27 protein-coding genes are annotated in these 23,725 nt (G+C 67.3%); 18 read left to right on the forward strand and 9 right to left on the reverse strand.

The annotated features are described in order from the left end of the window. Nucleotide 1: 1 nt before the first annotated feature. Both HBF26_RS10145 and purT read right to left on the reverse strand, forming a co-directional pair. Nucleotides 2-1,711, reverse strand: a complete 1,710-nt coding sequence (locus HBF26_RS10145; RefSeq protein ID WP_167125653.1) for a hypothetical protein — start codon at nt 1,709-1,711, stop codon at nt 2-4. A 66-nt stretch (nt 1,712-1,777) separates the two neighbouring features. Further along, a complete protein-coding gene (gene purT / locus HBF26_RS10150) occupies nt 1,778-2,959 on the reverse strand; it encodes a formate-dependent phosphoribosylglycinamide formyltransferase (RefSeq protein WP_167125655.1) in 1,182 nt (393 codons plus the stop codon). Between the two features lie 125 nt (nt 2,960-3,084). Here purT and HBF26_RS10155 point away from each other — a divergent pair, with 125 nt between their 5' ends. The 4 genes from HBF26_RS10155 to HBF26_RS10170 all read left to right on the forward strand — a co-directional run bounded on the left by HBF26_RS10155 (nt 3,085) and on the right by HBF26_RS10170 (nt 7,311). Beyond that, nucleotides 3,085-4,599, forward strand: a complete 1,515-nt coding sequence (locus tag HBF26_RS10155; RefSeq protein WP_167125657.1) for a transglutaminase-like domain-containing protein — start codon at nt 3,085-3,087, stop codon at nt 4,597-4,599. Nucleotides 4,600-4,687: 88 nt separating this feature from the next. Next, entirely contained in the window at nt 4,688-6,184 is a 1,497-nt protein-coding gene (locus HBF26_RS10160) for a transglutaminase-like domain-containing protein (protein WP_167125660.1), read from the forward strand. Between the two features lie 64 nt (nt 6,185-6,248). Continuing rightward, nucleotides 6,249-7,115 (forward strand): SPFH domain-containing protein, encoded by an 867-nt coding sequence (locus HBF26_RS10165; protein WP_167125662.1) that lies wholly within the window; start codon nt 6,249-6,251, stop codon nt 7,113-7,115. 7 nt (nt 7,116-7,122) lie between these two features. Continuing rightward, nucleotides 7,123-7,311 carry an Arc family DNA binding domain-containing protein gene (locus HBF26_RS10170; RefSeq protein WP_167125666.1) on the forward strand — a complete coding sequence of 63 codons (189 nt, stop codon included), beginning with the start codon at nt 7,123-7,125 and terminating at the stop codon, nt 7,309-7,311. Nucleotides 7,312-7,427: 116 nt separating this feature from the next. Here HBF26_RS10170 and HBF26_RS10175 read toward each other — a convergent pair whose 3' ends face one another. After that, a complete protein-coding gene (locus HBF26_RS10175; RefSeq protein WP_167125667.1) occupies nt 7,428-7,808 on the reverse strand; it encodes a DUF423 domain-containing protein in 381 nt (126 codons plus the stop codon). A gap of 79 nt (nt 7,809-7,887) precedes the next feature. On the opposite strand from HBF26_RS10175, the gene HBF26_RS10180 reads away from it, so the two are divergent. Further along, on the forward strand, nt 7,888-8,505 hold the full coding sequence (locus HBF26_RS10180; RefSeq protein ID WP_167125668.1) for an SCO family protein: 618 nt from the start codon (nt 7,888-7,890) through the stop codon (nt 8,503-8,505). Beyond that, the gene (locus tag HBF26_RS10185) at nt 8,502-8,951 is read left to right on the forward strand and encodes a copper chaperone PCu(A)C (RefSeq protein ID WP_167125669.1); all 450 of its coding nucleotides are present in this window, start codon (nt 8,502-8,504) and stop codon (nt 8,949-8,951) included. Before HBF26_RS10180 ends, HBF26_RS10185 begins: the two co-directional genes overlap by 4 nt. Before the next feature lie 105 nt (nt 8,952-9,056). On the opposite strand, the gene HBF26_RS10190 is transcribed toward HBF26_RS10185, so the two are convergent. From HBF26_RS10190 to HBF26_RS10200, 3 genes are read right to left on the reverse strand one after another with little or no spacing between them, the layout of a single operon-like run. After that, nucleotides 9,057-9,329: an acylphosphatase gene (locus HBF26_RS10190; RefSeq protein WP_167125670.1), complete on the reverse strand. Its 273-nt coding sequence runs from the start codon at nt 9,327-9,329 to the stop codon at nt 9,057-9,059. 1 nt (nt 9,330) lies between these two features. After that, complete coding sequence (locus HBF26_RS10195; RefSeq protein WP_167022334.1) at nt 9,331-9,798, reverse strand: TlpA family protein disulfide reductase; 468 nt, start codon at nt 9,796-9,798, stop codon at nt 9,331-9,333. Continuing rightward, the gene (locus HBF26_RS10200) at nt 9,795-11,066 is read right to left on the reverse strand and encodes a YihY family inner membrane protein (RefSeq protein WP_167125672.1); all 1,272 of its coding nucleotides are present in this window, start codon (nt 11,064-11,066) and stop codon (nt 9,795-9,797) included. Before HBF26_RS10200 ends, HBF26_RS10195 begins: the two co-directional genes overlap by 4 nt. Nucleotides 11,067-11,149: 83 nt before the next feature. Between HBF26_RS10200 and wrbA the strand changes: the two genes are divergently transcribed. The 4 genes from wrbA (at nt 11,150) to HBF26_RS10220 (ending at nt 14,377) form a co-directional block, all read left to right on the forward strand. After that, nucleotides 11,150-11,752 (forward strand): NAD(P)H:quinone oxidoreductase, encoded by a 603-nt coding sequence (gene wrbA / locus HBF26_RS10205; protein WP_167125674.1) that lies wholly within the window; start codon nt 11,150-11,152, stop codon nt 11,750-11,752. 5 nt (nt 11,753-11,757) lie between these two features. Continuing rightward, nucleotides 11,758-12,075 (forward strand): DUF2069 domain-containing protein, encoded by a 318-nt coding sequence (locus tag HBF26_RS10210; protein WP_167126498.1) that lies wholly within the window; start codon nt 11,758-11,760, stop codon nt 12,073-12,075. Nucleotides 12,076-12,200: 125 nt separating this feature from the next. Further along, a complete protein-coding gene (locus tag HBF26_RS10215) occupies nt 12,201-13,853 on the forward strand; it encodes an acyl-CoA dehydrogenase family protein (RefSeq protein WP_167125676.1) in 1,653 nt (550 codons plus the stop codon). 38 nt (nt 13,854-13,891) lie between these two features. Continuing rightward, nucleotides 13,892-14,377 carry an asparaginase domain-containing protein gene (locus tag HBF26_RS10220; RefSeq protein WP_167125678.1) on the forward strand — a complete coding sequence of 162 codons (486 nt, stop codon included), beginning with the start codon at nt 13,892-13,894 and terminating at the stop codon, nt 14,375-14,377. A gap of 39 nt (nt 14,378-14,416) precedes the next feature. Here the strand turns inward: HBF26_RS10220 and HBF26_RS10225 are convergent, their stop codons facing one another. Then, nucleotides 14,417-15,739: a S8 family peptidase gene (locus HBF26_RS10225; RefSeq protein ID WP_167125680.1), complete on the reverse strand. Its 1,323-nt coding sequence runs from the start codon at nt 15,737-15,739 to the stop codon at nt 14,417-14,419. A gap of 167 nt (nt 15,740-15,906) precedes the next feature. Further along, on the reverse strand, nt 15,907-17,709 hold the full coding sequence (locus HBF26_RS10230; protein WP_167125682.1) for a M4 family metallopeptidase: 1,803 nt from the start codon (nt 17,707-17,709) through the stop codon (nt 15,907-15,909). Between the two features lie 338 nt (nt 17,710-18,047). On the opposite strand from HBF26_RS10230, the gene HBF26_RS10235 reads away from it, so the two are divergent. Then, nucleotides 18,048-18,500 (forward strand): DUF4279 domain-containing protein, encoded by a 453-nt coding sequence (locus HBF26_RS10235; RefSeq protein WP_167125684.1) that lies wholly within the window; start codon nt 18,048-18,050, stop codon nt 18,498-18,500. Nucleotides 18,501-18,511: 11 nt separating this feature from the next. On the opposite strand, the gene sufT is transcribed toward HBF26_RS10235, so the two are convergent. After that, a complete protein-coding gene (gene sufT / locus HBF26_RS10240) occupies nt 18,512-19,069 on the reverse strand; it encodes a putative Fe-S cluster assembly protein SufT (RefSeq protein WP_167125686.1) in 558 nt (185 codons plus the stop codon). Nucleotides 19,070-19,204: 135 nt separating this feature from the next. On the opposite strand from sufT, the gene HBF26_RS10245 reads away from it, so the two are divergent. From HBF26_RS10245 to HBF26_RS10275, 7 genes are all read left to right on the forward strand, one after another. Beyond that, complete coding sequence (locus tag HBF26_RS10245) at nt 19,205-19,693, forward strand: hypothetical protein (protein WP_167125688.1); 489 nt, start codon at nt 19,205-19,207, stop codon at nt 19,691-19,693. Nucleotides 19,694-19,739: 46 nt separating this feature from the next. Beyond that, a complete protein-coding gene (locus tag HBF26_RS10250) occupies nt 19,740-20,363 on the forward strand; it encodes an RNA polymerase sigma factor (RefSeq protein ID WP_193569864.1) in 624 nt (207 codons plus the stop codon). Next, on the forward strand, nt 20,360-20,731 hold the full coding sequence (locus HBF26_RS10255; protein ID WP_167125690.1) for a hypothetical protein: 372 nt from the start codon (nt 20,360-20,362) through the stop codon (nt 20,729-20,731). Before HBF26_RS10250 ends, HBF26_RS10255 begins: the two co-directional genes overlap by 4 nt. Nucleotides 20,732-20,736: 5 nt before the next feature. Next, complete coding sequence (locus HBF26_RS10260; protein WP_240151296.1) at nt 20,737-21,294, forward strand: DUF3106 domain-containing protein; 558 nt, start codon at nt 20,737-20,739, stop codon at nt 21,292-21,294. Between the two features lie 141 nt (nt 21,295-21,435). Beyond that, nucleotides 21,436-22,002 (forward strand): nitroreductase family protein, encoded by a 567-nt coding sequence (locus HBF26_RS19555; protein WP_167125694.1) that lies wholly within the window; start codon nt 21,436-21,438, stop codon nt 22,000-22,002. Further along, nucleotides 21,999-22,889 (forward strand): 5'-3' exonuclease, encoded by an 891-nt coding sequence (locus HBF26_RS10270; RefSeq protein WP_425482988.1) that lies wholly within the window; start codon nt 21,999-22,001, stop codon nt 22,887-22,889. The genes HBF26_RS19555 and HBF26_RS10270 overlap by 4 nt, the downstream gene beginning before the upstream one ends. Before the next feature lie 191 nt (nt 22,890-23,080). Continuing rightward, nucleotides 23,081-23,665, forward strand: a complete 585-nt coding sequence (locus tag HBF26_RS10275) for an NUDIX hydrolase (protein ID WP_193569866.1) — start codon at nt 23,081-23,083, stop codon at nt 23,663-23,665. Nucleotides 23,666-23,725: the final 60 nt, after the last annotated feature.

The following is a 23,725-nucleotide window of genomic DNA, read 5'->3' on the forward strand; positions in this document are numbered from 1 at the left end:
TTCAACGCCCCGTCGCGATGCGCTCGTACGCGCTCTGCAGGCGGGGGTCGTCCGGCGCGTAGCGGCGGGCACGGTCGAGCGCCTGGAACGCGCCCTGGCGGTCGCCTTGCGCCGCGCGCTGCAACGCGTTGTCGATCCAGGCGCTGCCGAGCCGGTGGCGTGCCTCGCCCTGGGTGGCATCGCCCGGGGCCAGGTCGGACAGCGTGCCGTAGAGGTTTTCGGCGCGCTGCACGTTGCCGTTCGCCACGGCCTGCTGCATCTGCTTTTCCACCTGGGTGGGGAGGCCCTGCAGCCCCGCGCGTGCCGCTGGATCGTTTCCGTCGATGGCCAAGGCGTTGCGGTACAGGTCGTAGGCACTGTCGCCGGGAGGATCCATGATGTCGCCCCGCGCGGCGGCGGCCTGCGCGCGCCGGACGAGATCGGCCACCTTCGCCTTCTGCTCCGGGCTCACGGCCATCGAGGCCTCGGGAATCGCGTCGTCGCCACCGCTGGCGTTCGCATCGCCGCCGCCGGCGGCCGGATGCCGGTCGCCACCGGCGATGCGCGCACGGGCCGCGGCCAGCTCCGCCGACTTGGGGGCGAGCTTCGCCGCGCGGTCGAGCAACCGCGTGGCCTGATCGTCGTCCTCGCTGTCGATGGCCGCGTTCGCCTGCACGATCAGCGCCTGCGCGACCCGCCCCACCCCAGCCTTCGCCTCGGCATTGTCGGGATCGGCCGCGAGTGCCGCCTGGAAGCGCGACAGCGCATTGTCCTCGCCGTCGCCGACGAATCGTCCTGCGCGCAGGGCTTCGTTGCCCTGCTGGATCAGCATGGCAACGGCCTGGCCGTCCTGCTTCTTCGTTTCCGCCAATGCCGCACGCAAGGAAGGGAGATCGCCGTAGCGGGGGACGAGGATGGCGATGCGGTCGACGATGGCGTTCGCCTTTTCCTTGTCGTTGGCGGCGATCGCCTGGCGAGCCTGGGCGGCCAGTGCGTCGCCCACCTTGTCGAGCCCGCGCGCGGCCACGGCGTTGGTCTTGTCGGCATCGAGCACACGGCGATACAGCGCTCCCGCACCGTCGTCGCCATCCAGGCGCCCGGCGGCCAGCGCCTGCTGCGCCTGATCGATCAGCGTTTCGGTGCGCGCTTCCGGATTACGGGCCTGGGAAAGTCTCTGCGACAGCCGCTCCACGTCGGCTCCACCGCCCAGAAGTTCGCGGGCGACATTGAGCGCGGCCTCGGCCTGGTCGAGATTCCCCGCCGTCAGTGCGGCGTCGGCCCTGGCCACCTCGGCCAGACCGACGCGGCGCAAGCCGTCGCGTGCCTGATCGCTGTCGGGCTGCTGGTCGCGCGCCTTTTCGAACAGTTCGCGCGCACTGTCGCCGTTCGTGCCGTCCAGGCGGCCTTCGTCGAGCGCGCGGTTGGCCTGCGCCAGCGTGTCGTTGAGTTCGGTGGCGGGCATCATGTTGCGCAGGCGGTCCTGCTGCAACCACAAGCCCGTGACTGCGCCGATCAGCACCAGCACGAGGACAGGAATGAGCCACCCGCGCTTGCGCGGCCCACGGGGCGATGCCGGCGGCGGCGGCGTACGGCGGCGGGGAGCGTCCACGACGATGTGCGGCAGCCCGTCGTCGATCGGCGAAGCCGGCTTGTCGAGGTCGTCGAGCCGGCCCAGGGTGGGTTCGGTGCGACCGCGGGGCTCGCGGTCGTTGGAATCTCTGCGTCCGCTCATGGGGTTGAATCGTCCATAGGAGCGGTGCAGCTTAACATTGGGGCGTGAACGGTCGTTGTAGGCCCCTCACAGCTCCACGCGGATACGGCTGGCCGCGCGCGTGGCTTTCGCGAGCGCCTCCTCCACCGTGGCGGCACGTGCCAGCGTCACGGCCATGCGCCGCCGGCCACGAACCTCCGGTTTGCCGAAGATGCGAAGCATGGTGCCAGTCTCGGCCAGGGCTTCCGCAACGCCGTGATACCTCGGCGCCGTGCCTTCGCCATCGACCAGCACGGCGCAGGACGCGGCGGGCGCGAACAGGTGGATGTCGGGCACGGGCAAGCCGAGGATCGCGCGAGCGTGCAGCGCGAATTCCGAAAGGTCCTGAGAGATCAGCGTCACGAGCCCGGTGTCGTGCGGCCGCGGGCTCACTTCCGAGAAGATCACCTCGTCGCCACGCACAAAGAATTCCACGCCGAAGACGCCGCGCCCGCCCAAGGCGGCGGTGATCGCGTCGGCCTGGCGCCGGGCGGACGCCAGAGCGGCATCGCTCATCGGTTGCGGCTGCCACGATTCGCGGTAATCGCCGTCCTCCTGGCGATGCCCGATCGGCGCGCAGAACGACACGCCGTCGCGGTGGCGAACCGTAAGCAGGGTGATCTCGTAATCGAAGTCGACGAACCCCTCCACGATGACGCGCCCACGCCCTGCCCGGCCACCCGATTGGGCGTAATCCCACGCGGCCCCCGCTTCCTCGATGTGCCGCACCACGCTCTGTCCCTTCCCTGACGAGCTCATCACCGGCTTGACGACACAGGGCGTGCCCAGTGCGGCGACGGCGGCAAGAAAGCTCTCGCGGTCGTCGCAGAAGCGATACGGCGACGTGGGCAGGCCGAGTTCTTCCGCGGCGAGGCGGCGGATGCCCTCGCGGTCCATCGTGAGCCATGCCGCGCGCGCGGTGGGGATCACCTTGACCCCTTCCTTCTCCATCTCGACCAGCGTCGGCGTGTGGATGGCTTCCACCTCGGGCACCACGAGGTCCGGCTTCTCCTGCTCGATGAGTGCACGCAACGCCGCGCCGTCCAGCATGTCGATGACGTGGCTGCGATGGGCCACCTGCATGGCCGGCGCGTTCGCGTAGCGGTCCACCGCCACTACCTCGACGGCGAAGCGCTGCAGTTCGATGGCCACTTCCTTGCCGAGTTCGCCCGAACCGAGCAGAAGGACCTTGAAGGCCGTAGGGGAATGCGGCGTGCCGAAAGTTTTCACGAAAAGCGTCCTCGCAGGCGATGGGAGCGATTCTATCCTGCCCGCGCACACCGGATCGTATCCTGGCATTGACGTATACCCGCAGATGACCTCATATGGTTGGGGTTGGCCCCGGGGAGTTTTCCATGAGACGCAGGATCGCCGTCGTTTCCCTCTTGTCATTCCTGGGCGTCGCCCAGGCGACCGCGACCGAAACGTGGATGTCCGTGACGCTCGACGGGCGCAAGATCGGGAAGATGCTCGTAGAGCGGCACCGGCAAGACGACAGCGTCGTCACCACCCAGACGATCGATCTCCGGATCAATCGCGGGAAGACCCCTCTCGTCGTACACAGCGAAGTGGCGGCAACCGAAACGGCAGTGGGGAAGCCGGATGCCTTCACTGCCAGCAGCCGGTCTTCCGGGCAGGAAACACGCACTGAAGGACACCGACGCGACGATGGCAGGTTCCAGGTCAGCACGACCGTCGGTGGGCGATCGTCTGTGGGTCTCCTGACATGGCCAAAGGGGGCGGCCCTGGCCGAAGGGCAACGGCTGACCATCGTCGCGCACGGATTTGCACCAGGAACGCGATACAAGGTGCGGAACTTCGATGCGACGAAACAACAGGTGGCGAACCTCGACGTCGAGGTGGTCGGCGACGAAGTCGTCGAGCTTCCTGGCGGGAACGAAACGTTACACCATCTACGGCAGGGTCTCGTGGGATCGGACAGCACCCGCCGCATCGACCTGTGGGTGGACGACAACGGCAATCCGCGCAAGACGCTATCGCCGATGCTCGGCCTGCGGATGGAAACCGTTGCCTGCGACGAGGCATGCGCGAACGCGCCGGACCAGGATCTCGATGTCCTTCGTTCGTCGATGGTGCAGGCGCCACGCGCGATGGGCAGCCTTCGCGTGCTTCCACTGCGTTACACCATCGGTATCGAAGGCGACGCGCATTCCCCTCTGGCTACGACCGACGAGCAGCAGGTAACACGGGTGCGGCAGGGCGTCTACGACGTGACGATCGGCGACGCGCAGGCGCATGGCGAAGCTCGACCGACAGCGGAAGACATCGCGCCCAATCCCTGGGTGCAGTCGAACGCCCCAGAGATACATGCCCTGGCGGAGAAGGTCGCGGGCGGCGCATCGAACGATCTCCAGCGCATGCGCCGGCTGCGGAGCTTCCTGAGCGACTACGTCGACCAGACAGGCCTCGACGTGGGCTACGCCTCGGCACTCGAAACCCTCGAGACGCGCCGTGGAGACTGCACCGAACATGCCGTGCTCCTCGCCGCGCTGGGACGCTCGCTGCACATCCCCACGCGCATCGTCACGGGGCTCGTCTATTCCGACCGGTTCGCCGGTGCTTCGCGCGTTTTCGTCCCACACACGTGGGTGCAGTCGTGGATCGACGATCGCTGGGTGAGTTTCGACTCGGCACAACGGCGATTCGATGCCACCCACATCGCACTAGGGGTCGGCGATGGCGATCCCTGGCGCTTTTTCTCGGCCATGGCGTCTTTGGGGAATATCCGGATCGACCGGGTTGCTCCCGTCGGAGGCATACCATTCATGCGACAGGAGCCTGTGCTGCGAACGCCGCCGCGGGAGCCGAACAGGTCCCAGCCCGTGACGCCGCCCCGGAACAAGCCCTGACGCCTCCTGCCTTCCCCGAATGTGGCACTTGACTGGCGCCACGAACGTGCTGTGATGGCGGCGTCCCCAACAATCCGGAAGTACGCTCATGAGACGCTTTCTTGCCGTCCTCGCCGTACTGTGCGCTGTTCCTGCCGTTTCCATGGCGGAAGATCGCTGGATGACCGTGTTGTTGGACGGCCGCAAGGTCGGAAGCCTGCACATCGACCGCCAGGTGCAGCCGGACAAGGTGGTCACCTGGCAGGTCCTGGACTTCCGCATGACCCGCTCGCGCACGCCGATGACGTTGCGCACGGAACTCCGCTCCACCGAGTCCCCGGCCGGCGCCCCCCTGGCGTTCTACGCCAGCACACGCATGTCGTCGCAGGAAAACCTCGCCACCGGCGAGGTCCGTGACGACGGTCTGTTCCAGGTGGCCAACACCGTCGGTGGCCAGTCGAAGATCAACCTGCTGATCTGGCCGACCGGCGCCACACTCGCCGAAGGGCAGCGGCTGGCCATGGTGGCGAACGGCTTCAAGGCCGGCACCACCTACCGGCTGCGCAATTTCGATTCGGTACGGCAGCAGGTCGCCAACGTCGACGTGCAGGTGCTCGGCGACGAAGTGGTGGTCATGCCCGACGATCGCAGGGAGACCCTGCACCACCTGCGGCAGTCGATCGCCGGGGCGGGGCCCGACCGGGCCGTGGACATCTGGGTGGACAACGAGGGCTTCATCCGCCGTAGCCTCGCGCCCCTGCTAGGCTTCCGGTTGGAAATGGCCTCGTGCAGCGCCGCCTGCGCGCAGGCGCCCGACCAGGACATCGACCTGCTTCGCGCCGCGATGATCACCTCGCCGCGGCCGATGGTGGCCGCGCTGCGGATAGCGCCCGTGCGCTACACCATCACCGTGCGTGGTTCCGATTCCGGTGCCAATCCCTTCGTCGACACCGACGAGCAGGTGGTGCGCTCGCTGGGCGATGGCGTGTACATCGTGGACGTGGGCTTCGGCATGCGCCATAGCGACGAGCCGGGCCCGCTTCCCGAGGACACGGCGCCGAACGCCTGGGTGCAGTCGGAAAGCCCGGAGGTGGTGGCGCTGGCGCGTCGCGCGGCCGGCGATGCATCCACGGATCTGCAGCGCATGCGACGCCTGCGCTCGTTCCTTTCCGACTACATCGACGCCAAGGGCCTGGACGTCGGCTACGCTTCGGCCCTCGAAACTGTCTCCACACGCCGCGGCGACTGCACCGAACATGCCGTACTCCTGACGGCCATGGCGCGCGCCCTCGGCATTCCCGCACGCGTGGTCACCGGCATCGTGTACGCGGAGCGCATGGGCGGCGCGACACGTGTGTTCGTGCCACATGCCTGGACCCAGGCATGGATAAACAACCGCTGGGTCAGCTTCGACTCGGCGCAGCGGCGCTTCGATTCCACGCATATCGCGCTCGGCACCGGCAGCGGCGAACCCTGGCGGTTCTTCTCGGCGATAAACGCGCTCACCCGGATCCGGATCGACCGGGCCATTCCGTCGTCGAACCTGATGGACATGCCCGCACCCAGCGATGGGCCTGTGATGCCGGCGGGACGGGACGCTCCGTAATCGAGGCAGTTGAAATCTGATATCAAAGTGATATCTTTTTTCAACCAACCAGGGGTCCATCGTCATGAACGAGCGCGCCGCCGCCTCCCTTCCGGGCATTCCTGCCCTTCTCGGTTTCATTGTCCTGATCGTTCTCATCTCCGGCGCCGTTCTTGGCCAGGTCGCCCATGACGGCAGCCCCCTGGCGGCCGCCAGCGTCGCACTCGTGCCCGTCTTCGCCTTTCTTGCCAAGGGCTTCTTTCAGGTTCAGCCGAACCAGGGTCAGGTGATGCAGTTGTTCGGCAAATACGCGGGCACCGAGCGTCGCGAGGGCCTGCGCTGGACGAACCCGTTCTATTCCCGCCGTCCGGTAAGCCTGCGCGTGCGCAACTTCGAAAGCAGCCGGCTGAAGGTGAACGACAGCGATGGTAATCCCATCGAGATCGCGGCCATCGTCGTCTGGCAGGTGGTGGATACCGCGGAAGCCGTGTTCTGCGTCGACGACTACGAGAACTTCGTGCAGATCCAGAGCGAATCGGCCCTCCGGCAGATGGCGCAGAGCTATGCGTACGACGCACACGACGACGCCAAGCCCTCGCTGCGCAGCCATGGCGAGGAGGTGAACAATCATCTGCGCCAGGAGATCGAGGAACGACTGCAGAAGGCCGGCGTGCAGGTGATCGAATCGCGCATCAGTCACCTTGCCTACGCACAGGAAATTGCCCAGGCCATGTTGCAGCGGCAACAGGCGAGCGCCATCGTCGCCGCACGGGAGCGCATCGTGGAAGGTGCGGTGGGCATGGTGGCCCTGGCGCTCGACAGGCTCCGCGCCGAAGGCGTCGTGGAACTCGACGAGGAACGGAAGGCCGCCATGGTGTCCAACCTGCTGGTGGTCCTCTGCGGCGACCGCGCCACGCAACCGGTGGTCAACGCCGGCAGCCTCTACAGCTGAGTCCCGCGTGGCGGCCGAGAAAAAAGCATACCCGCTGCGTATCAGTGCGGCCGTGCTCGAAGCCATGCAGGCATGGTCGGAGGACGAACTGCGCTCGCTCAACGCGCAGATCGAATACGTGTTGCGCGACGCGCTGCGCCGCGCAGGGCGCCTTAAGGCACGCAAGGTCGATCCGGTGGAAGACCCGGACGAGTGAGCGACGCTGTTTTGTAGGAGCGCGCCCTGCGCGCGACATATTTTGGAGCCGTGGCCTGGAGCTGGCGCGCACGCTTGATGATCGACGCGAAAAGCCGTCGCGCGCAGGGCGCGCTCCTACATCTGGCCGGGGCGGAGTGCTGAAACGACGGCCAGCCAGCCTGCAATGAACGCCACGCCGCCCACGGGCGTGATCAGTCCCACCATGCGCGGTGCCCCGAGCGCCAACGCATAGAGGCTTCCCGAGAAAAGAACGATGCCGGCAGCGAACGCACCGATCGCGACGCTTCGTGCCCGCCCTTCGCGCAGCCCGACCGCCGCCACCAACAAGGCCAGCGCATGCCAGAAGTGGTATTCGACGCCGGTATGCCATGTGGCCATGGCCGCCGCGTCCAGGCTGCCGCGCAGCGCGTGCGCGCCGAATGCGCCCAGGGCGACCGCCGACGCGCCCGCGAGACCGACGACGATGGCGGTGGCCGTGCTGACAGGTTGTCGCATGCGCTGGGATTCCTCTGTGTGCGCGCCTTCGGGCAGGCAGGGTGGCGTATCCTGCGCAGGATATCTCGTGGAGACTCGCATGACGCCATCCATCTTCCGTCGGGCCCTCATGGTCCTGCTGACCGCCGCTGCGGTGGCTTCGCTCGCCGCGTGCCAGCGCGAAGCGCAGCCCGAGTGGCGGCTGAACGACGTATCGGGCCATCTCCCCGACCTCGACTTCAAGCTGACCGACGACAACGGCAATCCGGTGACCGGAGCCGACTACAAAGGCAAGGTCGCGGTCATGTATTTCGGCTACACGCACTGTCCGGACGTTTGTCCGCTGACGCTTACGCAGTTGCACGTGATACTCGACCGCCTCGGTCCCGCAGCCGAGAACGTGCGCATCCTCTTCGTCAGCGTCGATCCGGCTCGCGACACGCCGGCCGTGATGCATGCCTATGTCAACGCGTTCGACAAGCGCGCGGTGGGCCTGGTCGGTTCGCAGGCAGCCGTGGAAGCCCTGGCCAAGCGCTACCGTTCCGCCTTCACCCGCGAACCCGACCGCGGCGACGGCAATTACGAAGTCAGCCACAGCTCCGCGATCTACTTCTTCGATGCGGAAGGCAAGGCTCGGCTGCTCGCGACACCGTCGGCATCCCAGGACGATATCGTCCACGACCTGCACCTGCTCACTTCGCTGGAGACACGCTCATGATGGCCCGTTCCCTCGCCCTCGCGTTGATCCTGTCCATCGGCGGCGCCGCGCACGCAGCCGATAAGCCGGCCGTCGAGGCGAAGAGCGGATGGGTACGCGTGCTGCCGGGCAACCTGCCCGCCGGCGGATACGTCACGTTCGAGAATCGCTCCGATCGCGCACTGTCCATCGTAGGTGCTGCGAGCCCGCAGTACGGTAACGCGATGATCCATCGCAGCAGCACGGATGGCGGCATGGGTCGCATGGAGATGGTCGACAGCGTGCCGCTCCCGGCGAAGGGCTCCCTCGCGTTCGCACCGGGTGGCTACCACGTGATGCTGATGCAACCGAAACAGGCGGTGAAGCCTGGCGACAAGATCGTCGTGACCTTCACGCTCTCGGACGGCGAGACCATTCCGGCAACCCTGCTGGCCCGCCCGGCGAATGCATCGGGGCCGACGGACTGAGTGCGCTGCGCCGCCGGGCTTCTGTGCAGGAGTCGTATAGCGGCGAGGAAATCCTGCCATGGTGCGGCACGTTTCGCTCGCCGCCATGGCGGCTCCTACAACTTTCTAACCCACGACCCGGAAGCCGGGCAGCACGTCGTGCACACCCAGGTCTTCGCGATACAGCTCGGTGACTTCGGCCGATGGCGGGCCATCGTGCAACCAGGTTTCCATCCTGTCGATGGCGGCAGCGTCGCCTTGAACCACGACTTCGACACTGCCGTCGCCCAGGTTCCGCGCGTGTCCGTCAAGCCGCAACGCCAAGGCATGCTCGCGCGCCGACGCGCGGAAGAAGACGCCCTGCACCCTGCCCCTCACGATGAAGCGCGCGGCTTTCATGTCATGACCCCTTGGCGATGGCCGCGTTGAGCTTGGCGGCGTCGACCGGGCCCACGAAGCGATGGGCGACGTGGCCATCCGGCGCGATCAGGTAGGTGGTGGGCAGACCCTTCGGCGGGTCGAAATCCTTCGGCGGCTCCGTGACGTCCACCTGCGCGATGGGGTAATCCACCGGGTGCTTGCGCAGGAACGCCTCGATGTCCTTCTTCTCGGTGTCCTCGAAGGCCAGGCCGATGGCCGCAACATCCTTGCGGCTTTTCACGAACGCGGAGATGTCGGGCATTTCCTTGATGCAGGGCACGCACCATGTCGCCCAGTAATTCACCACCACCCACTTGCCGCGCTGTGCGGCGAGATCGAACGGCTTGCCGTCCAACGTGGTGACCTTGAGTTCGGGATTCGCGGCCGGGGCAGCGGCGATGGGCAGGGCCATGGCCAATGCGGCGGCGGCGAGGAAGCGGCGGATCATGCGGGGGTATCCTCGGTGGGGACGGGAACCGGCGGGGGCGGGAACAGCTTGTCGAGGCGCGCGCCAAGCGTGGCGTCGAGCGCTTCGGCCAGATTGTCCAACAAACCCAGGAGCTCCGGGGGCAAGTTGATACCGAGCCGCTGCACCTCCGAACGCGGGGCCAGCGGAAGCCGGTACTGCGTGCAACGGTACACCCGCAGCAACTCGGTGGCGTCGAGACTGCGGCTGAGCATCCAGCCGCCGGACTCGCAGCGCTGGATCATGTCGGCCCGCTGAAGGTCGTCGAAATAACATGCGATGGCGCTCGAGGGCAGGTAAGGCTCGCGCAGCCGGATCATGGCCGGGTCCACGCTTTCACCCGTGCGCTGGGCACCGACGAAGTGCTGGAGCACCACCAGCAGTCCGATGAACTCCGCGCCTTCCGGCAAGGCCTCGTGCGGTACCGTGTACTCGAACGCCGAGATGGATGCCGAAATGGACGCGCCCAGGATCACGATGATCCACGACAGATAGATCCAGAGCAGGAAGATCGGGATGGCCGCGAGGGCGCCGTAGATTTCCTCGTAGTTCGGCGAGTTGCGGATGAACGCCGCGAAGCCTCCGCGCGCAAGCTCGAAGAGGATGGCCCCGAGCAACGCACCCACCGCCGCGTGACGCCACGACACCCGCCGGTTCGGCACCATCGTGTACATGAGCACCAGCGTGATGAAGGTGATGCCGAAGGGAAGGAAGTTGATCAGGCGGCTTTGCGTAGCGATCTGATCGGCGGCCTGGTGCAGCAAGGGGAACGCCGCAATATAAGAGGACAACGCCAGCCCGCCCACGACGAGGATGGGGCCCAACGTCAGTGCGGCCCAATACAGCAGCACACGCGACGTCCATCCGCGGGGCTTGCGCACACGCCAGATGCGATTGAGGCGGTCCTCGATGCTGATCATCATCGACACGGCGCTGAACAGCATCACGAGGATGGAAATACCCGTGAGCTGGCTGGCCTTGTCGGCGAAGGCCAGCATGTATTCCTGGATCTTCATGCCCGTGGCGGGCACGAAATTCTGGAACGCGTAATTGGCCAGGGATCCTCGCCATTCCGCGAACACGGGGAACGCGGAGAGCACGGCGAACACCGCCACGGTGAGCGGCACCAGCGACACCAGGGTGGTGTAGGAAAGGGCACCGGCCGTCTCGAAGCACTTGTCGTCGACGAAGCGCAGCCAGGTGAAGCGCATGAAACTCAGCGCGCGGTCGCGGTCGATGCGCAGCGGCATGTCCATCCTCATCTTACGTCCCGAACGATTGGGAACGCGTGGCAGTTCTGCGAGACTAAGGGCCTTCGCAAAGGCACCCATCCATGTCCCACGACGTCCTCGTACTCTACTACAGCCGCTATGGGCACACCGCCCAGCTTGCCCGGTTCGTCGCGCGCGGCGTGGAGGAGGTTCCCGGCATGCGCGCGCGGCTCCGCCAGGTGCCTCCGGTGGCTCCGGTCACCGAGACCGCCATGCCGCCGGAGCCGGAGGAAGGCGCGCCCTACGTCACGCGTGCCGACCTCGGCGAGTGCGTGGCACTGGCCATGGGCAGTCCCACCCGCTTCGGAAACATGGCCGCCCCGCTCAAGTATTTCCTGGACACCACGGGGGCGGAGTGGGCCTCCGGGGCACTGGCCGGCAAGCCCGCCGCCCTGTTCACCTCCACCAGCACGATGCACGGCGGCCAGGAAGCCACGCTGCTGTCGATGGCGGTGCCACTGCTCCACCACGGCATGCTGATCCTCGGCATCCCGTACACCGAGCCCGCGCTCAGCAGCACGGTCACGGGCGGCACCCCCTACGGCGCCAGCCACGTGGCAGGTCCACGGGGCGACAACGCCATCAGCGATCACGAGCGCGAACTCGCGCGCGCCCTGGGCAAACGGCTGGCCGACGTGGCCCGCCGGCTGGGCACGCCCGCGTGACCGCCATGCAGCGCACGGGCCTGTTCGCCTGGGCGGGCCTGCTCCTGGTGCAGGTGCTCTGGTACACCATGTATCCGCCGGTATCCATACCGACATGGGTCGCCTTTGCGCTCACCGTTCCGCCGCTGCTCCTGCCGCTCCTGTCGCTGCCCAACGTGGCCCGCGCCCTGCTGTGGGTGGGGATCCTCGCGCTGTTCTATTTCTGCCACGGCGTATCGGAAGCGTGGAGTTCCACGGGCGATCGCTGGCTGGCCTTCATCGAGATTGCCCTCACCCTGCTGCTGATCGGCAGCCTGGGCGCCGGCGTGCGGCGCAGGCGCTGACCCTACCCGCGCGTAATGCGCACCGCGCGTCACGGCGCGGCACCCCACCCATGCTGCGCAGCGTATCGACGAACGCGTGCCCGCGGTGCAGGCTAGAACCATCGATTGCAACGGTGGACGCCACGATGAGTTTCGTACAGAGCGCACCCAGGCTCGCGCACCCGTACCGCGACGATCGCGTGCTGAACGCCTGGCTGGCGCATACGCTGCCGTCGGCAAGGCTGGAGGCGATGCGCCCGGACCTGGATGCCCTTGCGGACTACGCGCTCATGGCGTGGGACCGGCGCTGCCGCACGCCGCGCACCGAGCCCGTGCTAACGCAGTGGGACGCGTGGGGTTCCCGGGTGGACCGCATCGCGCTCACGCCTGCATGGGAAGAAGGGCCTGACATCACGACGCGGCATGCCGTGCTCGCCGCCGGCCATGCGGGTTCGCCATGGGCCAGAGTGGAGGAATTCGCGCGCGTCTACCTCTATCACGTCGCCAGCGAGTTCTACTGCTGTCCGCTGGCCATGACCGACGGTGCGGCCACCGCGCTCCACGCGTCCGGCAACCGCGCCCTCATCGAGCGCGCCTTGCCGCACTTTCTCAGCCGCGATCCGGCCACCTTCTGGCTCTCCGGCCAGTGGATGACCGAAACGCCCGGCGGATCCGACGTCGGTCGCACGGAAACGGTGGCTCGCCAGGACGCCGAGGGCCAGTGGCGCCTGTACGGCCGCAAGTGGTTCAGTTCGGCCGTGGTGGGCGAAGCGGCGCTTGCCCTCGCGCGCCCCGAGGGCGCCGGCAACGGCACGGCGACCCTTGCGCTTTTCTACGTGGAAACGAAGGACGAAACCGGCGCGTGGCGCGGCGTCACCATCGACCGCCTCAAGAAGAAACTGGGCACGCATGAGTTGCCGACGGCCGAGATCCACCTCGACGGCCTTCCCGCCACGCCGGTCGGCCCGCTCGATCACGGCGTGCGCCAGATCGCGCCGATGCTGAACGTCACGCGCACCTGGAACGCGGTCTGCGCGGTGGCGAGCATGGCCCGAGCGATCGCGCTGGCCCGCGATTACGCCACGCGCCGCAGTGCTTTCGGTGCCCGGCTGATCGACCAGCCGTTGCACGCGCGCACGCTCGCCGACATGCAGGCCGAGTACGAGGGCGCGTTCTCGCTCACCTTCCACGTTGCGGAACTGCTCGGCCGCGTCGAGCACGGCGAGCACGCGACCCACGAAGCCGCGCTGCTCCGACTGCTCACGCCCCTGGCCAAGCTGTGGACGGCGAAGGTGTCCATTCGCGTCGTTTCGGAAGCGCTGGAATGCTTCGGCGGCGCGGGCTACATCGAAGACACCGGCCTCCCGCAGCTGCTGCGCGATGCGCAGGTCTATGCGATCTGGGAAGGCACCACCAACGTGCTTTCGCTCGACATGCTGCGAGCGCTGTCGGCCGGCCTGGCACCGCTGCGCCAGGCCGTGGACGAACTGGTTCCCGACGACGGAACACCGGCGCGGCACACCGTGGTCGCGGCGCTGGACGCAGCGGAAGCGCTCCTGGGCGAGGTCGCGGCCGATCGGGCGTCGCTGGAGGCTTCGGCTCGGGGTATCGCCTTCACCCTGGCACGGACCATGGCCGCTGCCCTGCTGCTGCGCTCGGCACGTTGGGGCGCGGCGACCGGCGACCTCCGCCCTGCAGCGGCCAGCCGGCGGTTCCTCGCCCGCGGCCTGGACCGCCTGGCCTTGCCGGACAACGAGGACGACAGCCTCCTGGCCGGCGATGGGGCAGCCGCCATGTAGAATGGCGGGCCCGCTCCACCCGCTCCCAGGCGAAGACCATGCAGCAACTCACCATCGTGACCACCGGCGGCACGATCGACAAGGTGTACTTCGACGACAAGTCGGACTACCAGATCGGCTCGCCGCAGATCGGCGACATCCTCCAGCAACTGGGCGTCGCGTTTCGTTTCGACGTGATTCCCATCCTGCGCAAGGACAGCCTGCACGTGACCGACGAGGATCGCGCCCTCATCCGCAGCACGATCGAGGCACAGCCGCACCGGCATGTGCTCGTCACGCACGGCACCGACACGATGGTGGAAACGGCCCGCGTCCTCGCCGGCATTCCGGGCAAGGTCATCGTCCTTACCGGCGCGCTCAATCCGGCCCGGTTCCAGGGATCGGATGCCGTTTTCAACATCGGTTGCGCCGTGGGCGCCGTGCAGACGCTCGACGACGGCGTTTACATCGCGATGAACGGCCGCGTGTGGGATCCGGCCAAGGTGCGAAAGAATCGCGACGCGAACCGGTTCGAGGCCATCTGAGTCGACATCGCGCCGGACGATCAAGGCACGGCACCGTGCTCAGTGGCGGCGCGCACGATCCTCGACCACGGCGTCGACCGTCGCCCCCGCATCCATCAACCCGGCGCCGCAGCCCTTCGGGCAGCGGCCGGGAATGGGACGCGCGTTGTCGACGAGTTGAGCCGTCACCTCGTCCACGCCGATGTCCGGATCGGCCGAACGCATGAGCGCAACCAGCGCGGATACCAGCGGCGCGGCCGCGGACGTACCGCCCCGGTAACCGAACACCGAGCGTTCGTGGCCACGCTTGCCCGTATCCCAGGTGGAAAGGATGTTGTCCATGCCGACGGCGAGCAGGTTGCCGCCGGGCGCGGACAGCGTGACCTGCTGTCCGAAGTTCGAATACCACGCCATGCCGCCGTCCCTGCCTAGCGCGGCCACCGAGATCACCCCCGGGCAGTTTGCCGGCGTGTTCGTGTTGACGTTTTTCTGGTCGTTACCGGCGGACGTGACCACCACCGAGCCGCGGGCGCGTGCATCTTCGATGGCCTGCCGCAGTGACGACACACAGGGACCGCTCGTTCCCATGCTCACGTTGATCACGTCGGCGCGGCGACTCACAGGCGGCACGCCGGGCACGTGGCCGCCACTGGCCCAGACGATGGCGTCGGCGAGGTCGGAAGCGCGTCCGCCGCACCGGCCCAGCACGCGGACGGGAATCAGTTTTGCCTCCGGCGCCAGCCCCACGATGCCGGCGCGGTTGCCTGCCCGTGCCACCACGAGACCGGCCATATGCGTGCCGTGCCATGTGGAGCGCCTGGCCTCCGCGAATCCGCAATCGCCGGGCTCGCTCCAGTTGCCCGGATCGGTAGGGTCCGCATCGCGCCCGTCGCCGTCGCGCGCCGTGTCCACGTTACTGACGAAGTCGTAGCCCGGCAGCAGCTGGCCGTCGAATTCCGGATGCGGGGTGATGCCCGTATCGAGCATGGCCACCACCGCACCTGCGCCGCGCGTGTATTTCCATGCCACTTGTGCGTCGACACCCACCCTGGCGTCGTGCATGTACCACTGCCGCTTCCAGAGCGAATCGACGATCGTGTGCGGCGCAAGGAGGAGGTCCTCCTCCACGGTGACACCCGGCTGCCGGGCGAGCGCCGCGGCTTCCTCGGTGCGCAGTTCGACGACCTCGCCGCCAGAGGCAAGGGTTCGGATAGGACGCAGCCCGCCGGTGCGTGCAAGCGCGAGGAAAGACGCGTCAGGAACGCTGCGTGCAACACGCGCATGTGTTTCGGCGGGAAAGTGCACGATGTACTGGGCGGGTGAGGCGGTCGCCAGGGTCGATATCGTCAGCAGGGCAATCGCCATAGGGGGAACGAAGCGCATGGGAGGTCCTTCGGAGTCGCGAGATACGCGGGTCCGACAAACCTAGATTCCGGCTGGCGATGCGGGTACGCGGCCACGCCCGTAGTGTCGCGTGGGTTTCCCACCATAAAAGAAAAAAGGCCCGGGCGTCGCCGCCCGGACCTCCTCGTCGATCGACGCTTGCGCCGTTACTGCACGGCTTTCAGCGCCACATTCGAATACGCCGAGTAGCCACGAATCTGGATGTAATACGTGGCTGCCGACGACACCGAGATGGTGCAGGTTTCATTGTTGCCGTTGAGGTACGGACGGCAGGTATAGGCCGTGGTGGTCGGTACCGAACCGCGACGCACGTACAGGTCCGCATCGCCGGTTCCGCCACTCATGGTGACCGTCAGCGTGCCGGCCGCCGCGGAAACCGAGTAGTTGACCACCGAGCCCGCCGCACCCGACAAGCCGGTCTTGTTCAGCAGCACCGTGCCGCCACCACCGTTGCAGCTGACGCCCACACTGGAGAATGCGGACACCACGTCTGCCGAGCTGTAGCCGAGGTCGTTCGCCGCCGTCGCGACACCGCACGAGCCGCTATTGAACGTTGCGCTCGCCGTCCAGTACAGCTGGTTCGCGCGGGCAAAGGCCTTGAATGCCTTCGACGTATCCCAGCCGGTCTTCTTGGCGAGCAGGCAGAACGCCTTGTTGTACACGCCGGACGAATAGTGCACGTCGAGCCCGTTGTAGTAGTTGGCGGCGTTGTCGATGGACGCGCCGTCCTGGGTCGGGTTGCACATGTAGCGGAGCGCGCCGTTACCCTTGAAGATCTCGGCGCCCACAAGCCAGTCGTTGCTGCCGTTCCGGTCGTAGAACTCGGCGGTTTCGCCTGCCATGTCCGAGAATGCCTCGTTCATGCCGCCCGACTGGCCGCTATAGGTGAGATTCGAGTTCTGCTCCGTGAAACCGTGGCTGATCTCGTGCGACGTCACGTCCAGCGACACCAGCGGATAGAACGTGCTGGCGCCGTCGCCGAACGTCATGGACGTGCCGTCCCAGAAGGCGTTCTCGTAGTTGTTGCCGTAGTGCACCTTCATCAGGAGAACCTGATTGTTGTTCAGCGGCGGCACATTGAGGTAGGCCTGGTACATGTCGTGCACCACGCCGCCGAAGTGATGCGCGTCGTTGATGGGACCGTAGGCGCCGTTGATGGCATCGCCGCTGGAGTTGGGACAGGTGAACGACCACAGCGTGCCGCTACCCGACGTGGCGTGGTTCATGTTGTAGGTGCGCACGTAGGTGTTCTGCATGGTGCAGGTGCTGCCGGACTGCGTCACGTTGAGGTACGGCAGGCCGTTTGCGCCCCAGGTGTACTGCCCGGTCTTCTGGTTGCCGCCGGGACCGGTGGCGTTCGCATAGGTCAGGCCGTCCCACTGTTCGAGGATCTGCCCGGTGTTGGCATCGATGATCGCCGTGGGACGGGTCGGATGATCGCCGCCGGAGAAGAAAGAGGTGAGGTAAACGAGGCGGGCGGGACCGCCCTCCTGCGGGTAGACGAAGAGGTCGGCCTTGCCGTTCTCGGGTTTGGCCAGTCCGCTGACGAACGAACTCGACTGCTTGACCAGCAGCGCCACCGCCTGGCTCTTGTCGAAGCGCGGCGTGACGGAGGCGAGATCCACCTGCAGCTCGGACGACACGACGCCATTGGCGACCAGCGCATTCCCCTGCGCGTCCTGCTCCACCGCGATGCTGTGGCCGAAAACCGGCACGCCCTTGAAGGTCTGCTGCATGCGCACCGTGGTCGTGCCACGCACCGTCGGGGCCGCGGATTGCGCGACGAAGCCGTTGTCGGACGACAGGCCGAGACGCACGGCCAGTTGCGAGACAGGGGTCGAACCGAGGTTTTGCGCGCGCAAGGCCTGCTGGGTGGCCGCTCCTGCCGTCGACGCGGCCACGATGGCCAGCGAGGCGGCCAGGAGTTTCAAGCGAACTTGGTTTGCCATTACGTTCCTCCTCCTGGAATGGGCCGCACGAAGCCATTGCGGCCGTGGGGACCACATTCCGAACGATATGAATTCGCGCCGTGGCGCGATGCCCGTTGCACTGCGGCCCCGTGTGGTCGCCTGCCGTCCCCTCCTCCTGCTCCCTCGGAAACCGGCCTGGACCTTCACCCGCGGAACCGACCTTCGTTCTCCCTGCCGAAGGTCACGGTCAACCTAGCGCAAGAACTCGCGGTCGACTACCTAGGGATTTCCCTAGGGACACGCCCCCTAGGGACACTGGCGCAAAAACACGCGATGCTAGTACGCCACCACCAACGAACCCCGGGAGAGGAAAACGGATGAGTGTCACCTCCGATATCGACGGCGACCTCAGGCGGCTCACCCCGTCCGTGCGGGCTGCATTCCGGCTGACGTCGGAACGGCACCCGCTGGAACGGCTGCTCACGGAGATCGCACTCCCCGGAGCGACCACCTGGCAGAAAGGCGAGAGCATTGCGTCGTCGGATCTGCAACGCCGCACCAACGGCTGGTGCGTGGAGTTGCCCTGGCAGCGCACCTACATGCTCGACGGCCCGCTGACGGAGTTGCTGGCCGTGCTCGCGCCCGGGCGCGACGACATCGTGGCGGCGATTCATGCGCTCGAACTCGACGCGCACGTGGGTCTGCATGTGCGCATGTATGGCCAGGAGGTACCGGCCTGTCTGTTTTCGCCGGCCAGCATCAAGGCCCTGGCGGCTTATGGCGCGTCGCTCGAGGTCGGCATCGTTCCTTCCGAAACGCCCGAACGCTGAGGCGAAGCGTTTCAGAGCATGCCGGTTTCGAGCTTCGCCGCGTCGGACATCATCGAGTGGTTCCACGGCGGGTCGAACACGAGGTCGACGTCCGCTTCCATCACCGTGGGAATGATTTCGAGCTTGGTCCGCACGTCGTCGACGAGGATGTCGCCCATGCCACAGCCCGGGGCGGTGAGGGTCATCTTCACGTAGACCTTTCGACCGCCCTCGTCGCCGGTTTCCAGGCTCACGTCGTAGACGAGGCCCAGTTCCACCACGTTGATGGGAATTTCCGGATCGAAACAGGTGCGCAGCTGCTGCCACACCAGCTTCTCGACGTCCTCGTCGGAGGCATCGTCCGGCAGCTCGATGGGTTTCGGCGGCTCCTTGCCGAGCGCGTCGGCGTCGTTGCCCGCGATACGGAACAGGTTGCCTTCCACGTACACGGTGAAGCTGCCGCCGAGGGCCTGCGTGATGTAGCCGATCTGTCCGGCCGGAAGCGTCACCGTCTCGCCCTGCGGAACCATGACCGCGTGGCAGTCGCGCTCGAGGGTGAAGGGCTCGCTGCTGAGGCTGAAACCGCTCATTGCTGTCCTGTAAAGGCCGCCGGGCGGCCGCAAAGTCGTCAATTATGCCCTAGGTCGGGGCGGCGGCCGGCCCCCTCAAGAGCGCGAAGCTGCCATGGCCGCTATCATGCCCGCTTTGCCCGCCGTCACGATCCGATGTCCGATCCGACCCACCCCCACCAGGCCGGGCGTTCCACGCTCGCCGGATTCCTCTTCGGCATCGTCTGTGCCGCGATGTTCGGCTTCGCCGTGGGCGCGGTGTGGATGCTTCCGTCGATGATGTTCGGCCGCGCGTTGCCTGCCCTGGTACTGCCGGCCGGGTGGGTGCTGGGCATCGTGACGAGGCGCTGGCTGGGCTTCCGCGGCATTGCGGGCGCCTTTCTGGCCGCGGGCGCCACGTTGCTGGCGGCTGCCTATACTGCCTGCCTCGTCGCCGCGGCCACCATCGCCGGCATGATGGGCATCGGGCTCGCCCAGGCCATGAGCGACGCCGGCCCGGCCATGCTCGTGGCGCTGGCGCGCCTCGCCCAGGGCCCGGGCGACATCCTGCTGGCCTTTGCCGGCGCCGCCCTCGCGGCCATGGTGGCCTGGCCGTTGCGGGCCCATAAATCCAGGCACCCGGAAGATATTGCCTCGAACGGGTAGTCAACCGGCGGTCGCCCACCGCGTTTACCGGAGTGAACCAGGCCGTATGGAGCACGAGGATGCCGAGACCGACGATGCGGAGAAGGGCGTGAACGCCTCGCTCGCGCTCGACAGCGCATCGCTTGAGGACCTGCGCGAGGTTCCCGCGACCATGGACGCGTTCCTGGCCGCCATCGAACGCCGGGCCTGGCGCATGGCCGAGATCCACCTGGGCAACCGCGAGGACGCGCTGGACGCGGTGCAGGACGCCATGCTGAGGCTCGTGCACCACTACAGCGACAAGCCGTCCGGTGAATGGACCCCACTGTTCTGGGGCATCCTGCGCCGGCGTATCGTCGACCTGCAGCGGCGCCGCAAGGTGCGTTCGATCGTGGTGGGCTGGCTGGGCGGCGGCAAGGACGACGATGGCGACGAGCTACCCCAGTGGGAGCCCGCCGACGAAAGTCCCGAACCGTCCGCAAGATTGCAGGATTCGCAGGCTTACGCGGACATCGTCGCGGCCCTGCGCAACCTGCCGCGCCGGCAGCGCGAAGCCTTCGTGCTTCGCATCATGGAAGGCCTGGACGTCGCCGAGACGGCGGTGGCCATGGGCTGCTCGGACGGCAGTGTGAAGACTCACCTTTCGCGCGCGATGCATGCGCTGCGCGGTCAACTGGAGGCATGGCGATGAGCCAGCACGATCAGGAACTCGAACGCCGCGCCAGGAACCTCTACCTGCGCGCCAGCCGGGACATCGATCCGGTCATCGCGGGACGCCTGCGCGCGGCGCGGCGCACGGCGCTGGCCCGGCCGCACGCCTCGGCCGCGCGGCGCCTGTTGCTGCCCGCCGGGGCATTTGCCGTGCTCGCCCTCGCCACGCTCATGGTGTGGCAGCCGGGCGGCGGTCCGCCGTCGCCCACCGTGGTCGCCCAGCCGGGCGACAGCGAGCCCAACGACTTGCCGCCCGACGCCGACAGCGCCGACCCCGCTCTTTACAAGGACCTCCAGTTCTACAGCTGGCTGGCCTACAACGACACCCGTTCCTCGTCCCGAAAGTGATGCCCATGCGCCGCGCCCCGCTCGTCCTCGCCCTGTTGCTCGCGCTCGCGGCACCGCATGCCGCCATGGCGCAGGATCGCCCGCCGCCGCCACCGCCGCCGGGTCAGGCCGGACCGCCGCCCATGCCCGCCCCGCGGCCATGGAGCGCGCTGTCGGCTGACGAGAAGGACATCCTTGCGCCGCTCGCACACGACTGGGACACGTTCCCGCCGCAGCGACAGTCGAAAATGCTCGACAAGGCGCAACGGTGGCGCGGGCTGCCGCCCGAGCGCCGTGCCGAGATCCGCGAACGCATCGAGCGCTGGCAGCACATGACGCCGGAGGAACGTGCCGAGGCGCGTCGCAATCGGCAGAAGTTCCAGGACCTCTCGCCGGAACAGCGGCAGAAGCTGCACGACGCCTTCGAGCGCTTCCGCAACCTTCCCCCCGCCCAGCGTCAGGCGCTCATGGACCGGTGGCAGAGCCAGTCGCCCGAGCAACGCCGCGACGCGGTCGATCACCTGGGCCCGAACGACGCCCTGCCGCCGCCGCCCGACGATCACCGGCCGCCCGGCCATCCTTAGGCGGCCCTGCGGGGGCCGTTTCAGCGGCGATGGGTGTTCGCGGCAAGGTTGCCCGCTGCCGCGGGATCGCCGGCAGAGCCGGCTCCCACACAAAGCAGTCTGGCTCCCGCAAGGCCTGGCGGGGTCCGGTAAACTGCGCGAATGACCGATCTCGCCTTCCTCGATGCCCGCCGTTCCGTGCCTTCGCGCCAGCTCGGCGAGCCTGCTCCCGATGATGCCACCCTGCGCCGCCTGATCGAGGCCGCGCTGCGCGTGCCCGACCACGGCAAGCTCGTTCCCTTCCGTATCCGCATCCTGCGGGGCGAAGCGAAACTCGCCTTCGGCCGCAAGCTCGCGAAGATTGCCGAAGAGGCAAACCCCGATCTTTCCGAAGCGAAGCGGGAGAAGGAACGGCACCGCTATGAACATGCGCCGCTGGTGCTGGTGGTGTCGGCGAAAATCGACGACGAGAGCAAGGTGCCCGAGATCGAACAGACCCTCACGGCCGGTTGCGTCGCGTACAACCTCCTGCTGGGTGCGCAGGCGCTCGGATACGGCGCGCAGTGGCTCACGGGTTGGGCGGCCTACGACCGCGACGTGGCGAAGCTGCTCGGCATGAAGAAACGCGAGCACATCGTCGGCTTCATCCACATCGGCACGCCCGCGATGGAAGCGCCCGAGCGCGATCGTCCCTCGTACGACGACGTCGCCAGCGTGTGGCAGCCGTGAGCGGCGACTCCCTCGTCCACCTCGTGGACGGCAGCCTGTACGTGTTCCGCGCCTGGCATTCCATGCCTGACGAGTTCCACGACCATGAGGGCGAGCCGGTCAATGCGGTGCACGGCTTCACCCGCTTCCTCTGCGAATTGCTGGAGCGCAGCCGCGCCGAGCACATCGCCGTCGCGTTCGACGCGTCGCTCACCACCTCGTTCCGCAACGCGATCTATCCTGCCTACAAGGCCAATCGCGAACTGCCACCCCCGCAGCTGGTGCGCCAGTTCGCGCTGTGCCGGGAGATCTCGGCGGCGCTGGGGCTCACCGTGCTCAACGACCACCAGTACGAGGCCGACGATCTCATCGGCAGCGCCTTGTGGGGCTTGCGCTCGCACGGTTTCCGCGGCGTGATCGTTTCCGCGGACAAGGACTTCGGCCAGTTGCTCGGCGAATCCGACGAGCAATGGGACTTCGCAAAGAACGTCCGCTGGGGCGCCGCCGGCGTCTTCGAGCGGATGGGAGTGCATCCGCATCAGGTCGCCGATTATCTGGCCCTCTGCGGCGATGCCGTGGACAACATCCCCGGCGTACCGGGCATTGGCGCCAAGACGGCCTCGGCACTGCTTGCGCACTTCGGCAGCCTGGACAACATCCTCGAGCGTGTGGACGAAGTGCCGTACCTGCGCATCCGCGGCGCGGCCGCCTGCGCCGCCCGCCTGCGCGAGCACGCGGAGCAGGCCCTGCTCTGCCGCCGCCTGACCCGCATCGCCCTGGACATTGCCGTGGCAGAAACCGCGGATGCGCTGACCCGGCGCGCCGGCGACGCCGCCTCCGTCGACGACCTCTGCGAACGCATCCGCTTCGGCCCGATGACGCGCACGCGGCTAAAGGCGCTGATCTGAGCTGTGGGAGCCGCTTCAGCGGCGATTCCGCGGCAGCGGGCAAGCCAGCCTCAAGCACCCATCGCCGCTGAAGCGGCTCCCACACAAAGCCGGCAAGCCGCGGGCGACTAGCGGACCTCCACGCGGATACAACGTCACACAGGCGCGATACCCTTGACCGGATACTTCGTTGTCCCGCCAAGGAGCCGCCCATGAAGAACAGCCCGCTGCCGCATGCCTCCCCCGTTCCCGACGACGCTTCCGCGCCGGAGGAGACGCTGTACACCGGCAAATGGCTGACCTTGAAGCAGCGCGGGCGCTGGGAATATGCCGTACGCAACAATCCGCGCGGCGCGGTGATCATCCTGGCGGTCACGCCCGAGGACAAGGTGGTTTTCGTGGAGCAATACCGCGTTTCCATCCTCGCCAACACCATCGAGATGCCGGCCGGCCTGGTGGGCGACATCGCCGGTTCGGAGGACGAGGACGTCCTGTTGGCCGCGCGTCGCGAACTGGAGGAAGAAACCGGCTACGCCTGCGGACACATCGAATTCGTGCACGAGGGGCCCTCGTCGGCCGGCATGAGCACCGAGATGATCGCCTTCGCCCGCGCCTGGGATCTCGTAAAGGTCGGCAAGGGCGGCGGCGACGAGACCGAGAACATCGTTGTGCACGAAGTGCCGCGCGCCGAAGCGGGCCGCTGGCTGTTCGAGCGCGCCAAGGAGGGTTTCTCGATCGATGCCAAACTGTTCGCCGGACTCTGGTTCATCGAGCACCCGGACGCGCACATGCGCTGAAGCTCGATACGGCCCTCCTACAGGCCGATTCCGCACTTTCGTCCGCTGTCAATCTTGCTC

It is taken from the genome of Luteibacter jiangsuensis (assembly GCF_011742555.1).
Classification (GTDB): domain Bacteria; phylum Pseudomonadota; class Gammaproteobacteria; order Xanthomonadales; family Rhodanobacteraceae; genus Luteibacter; species Luteibacter jiangsuensis.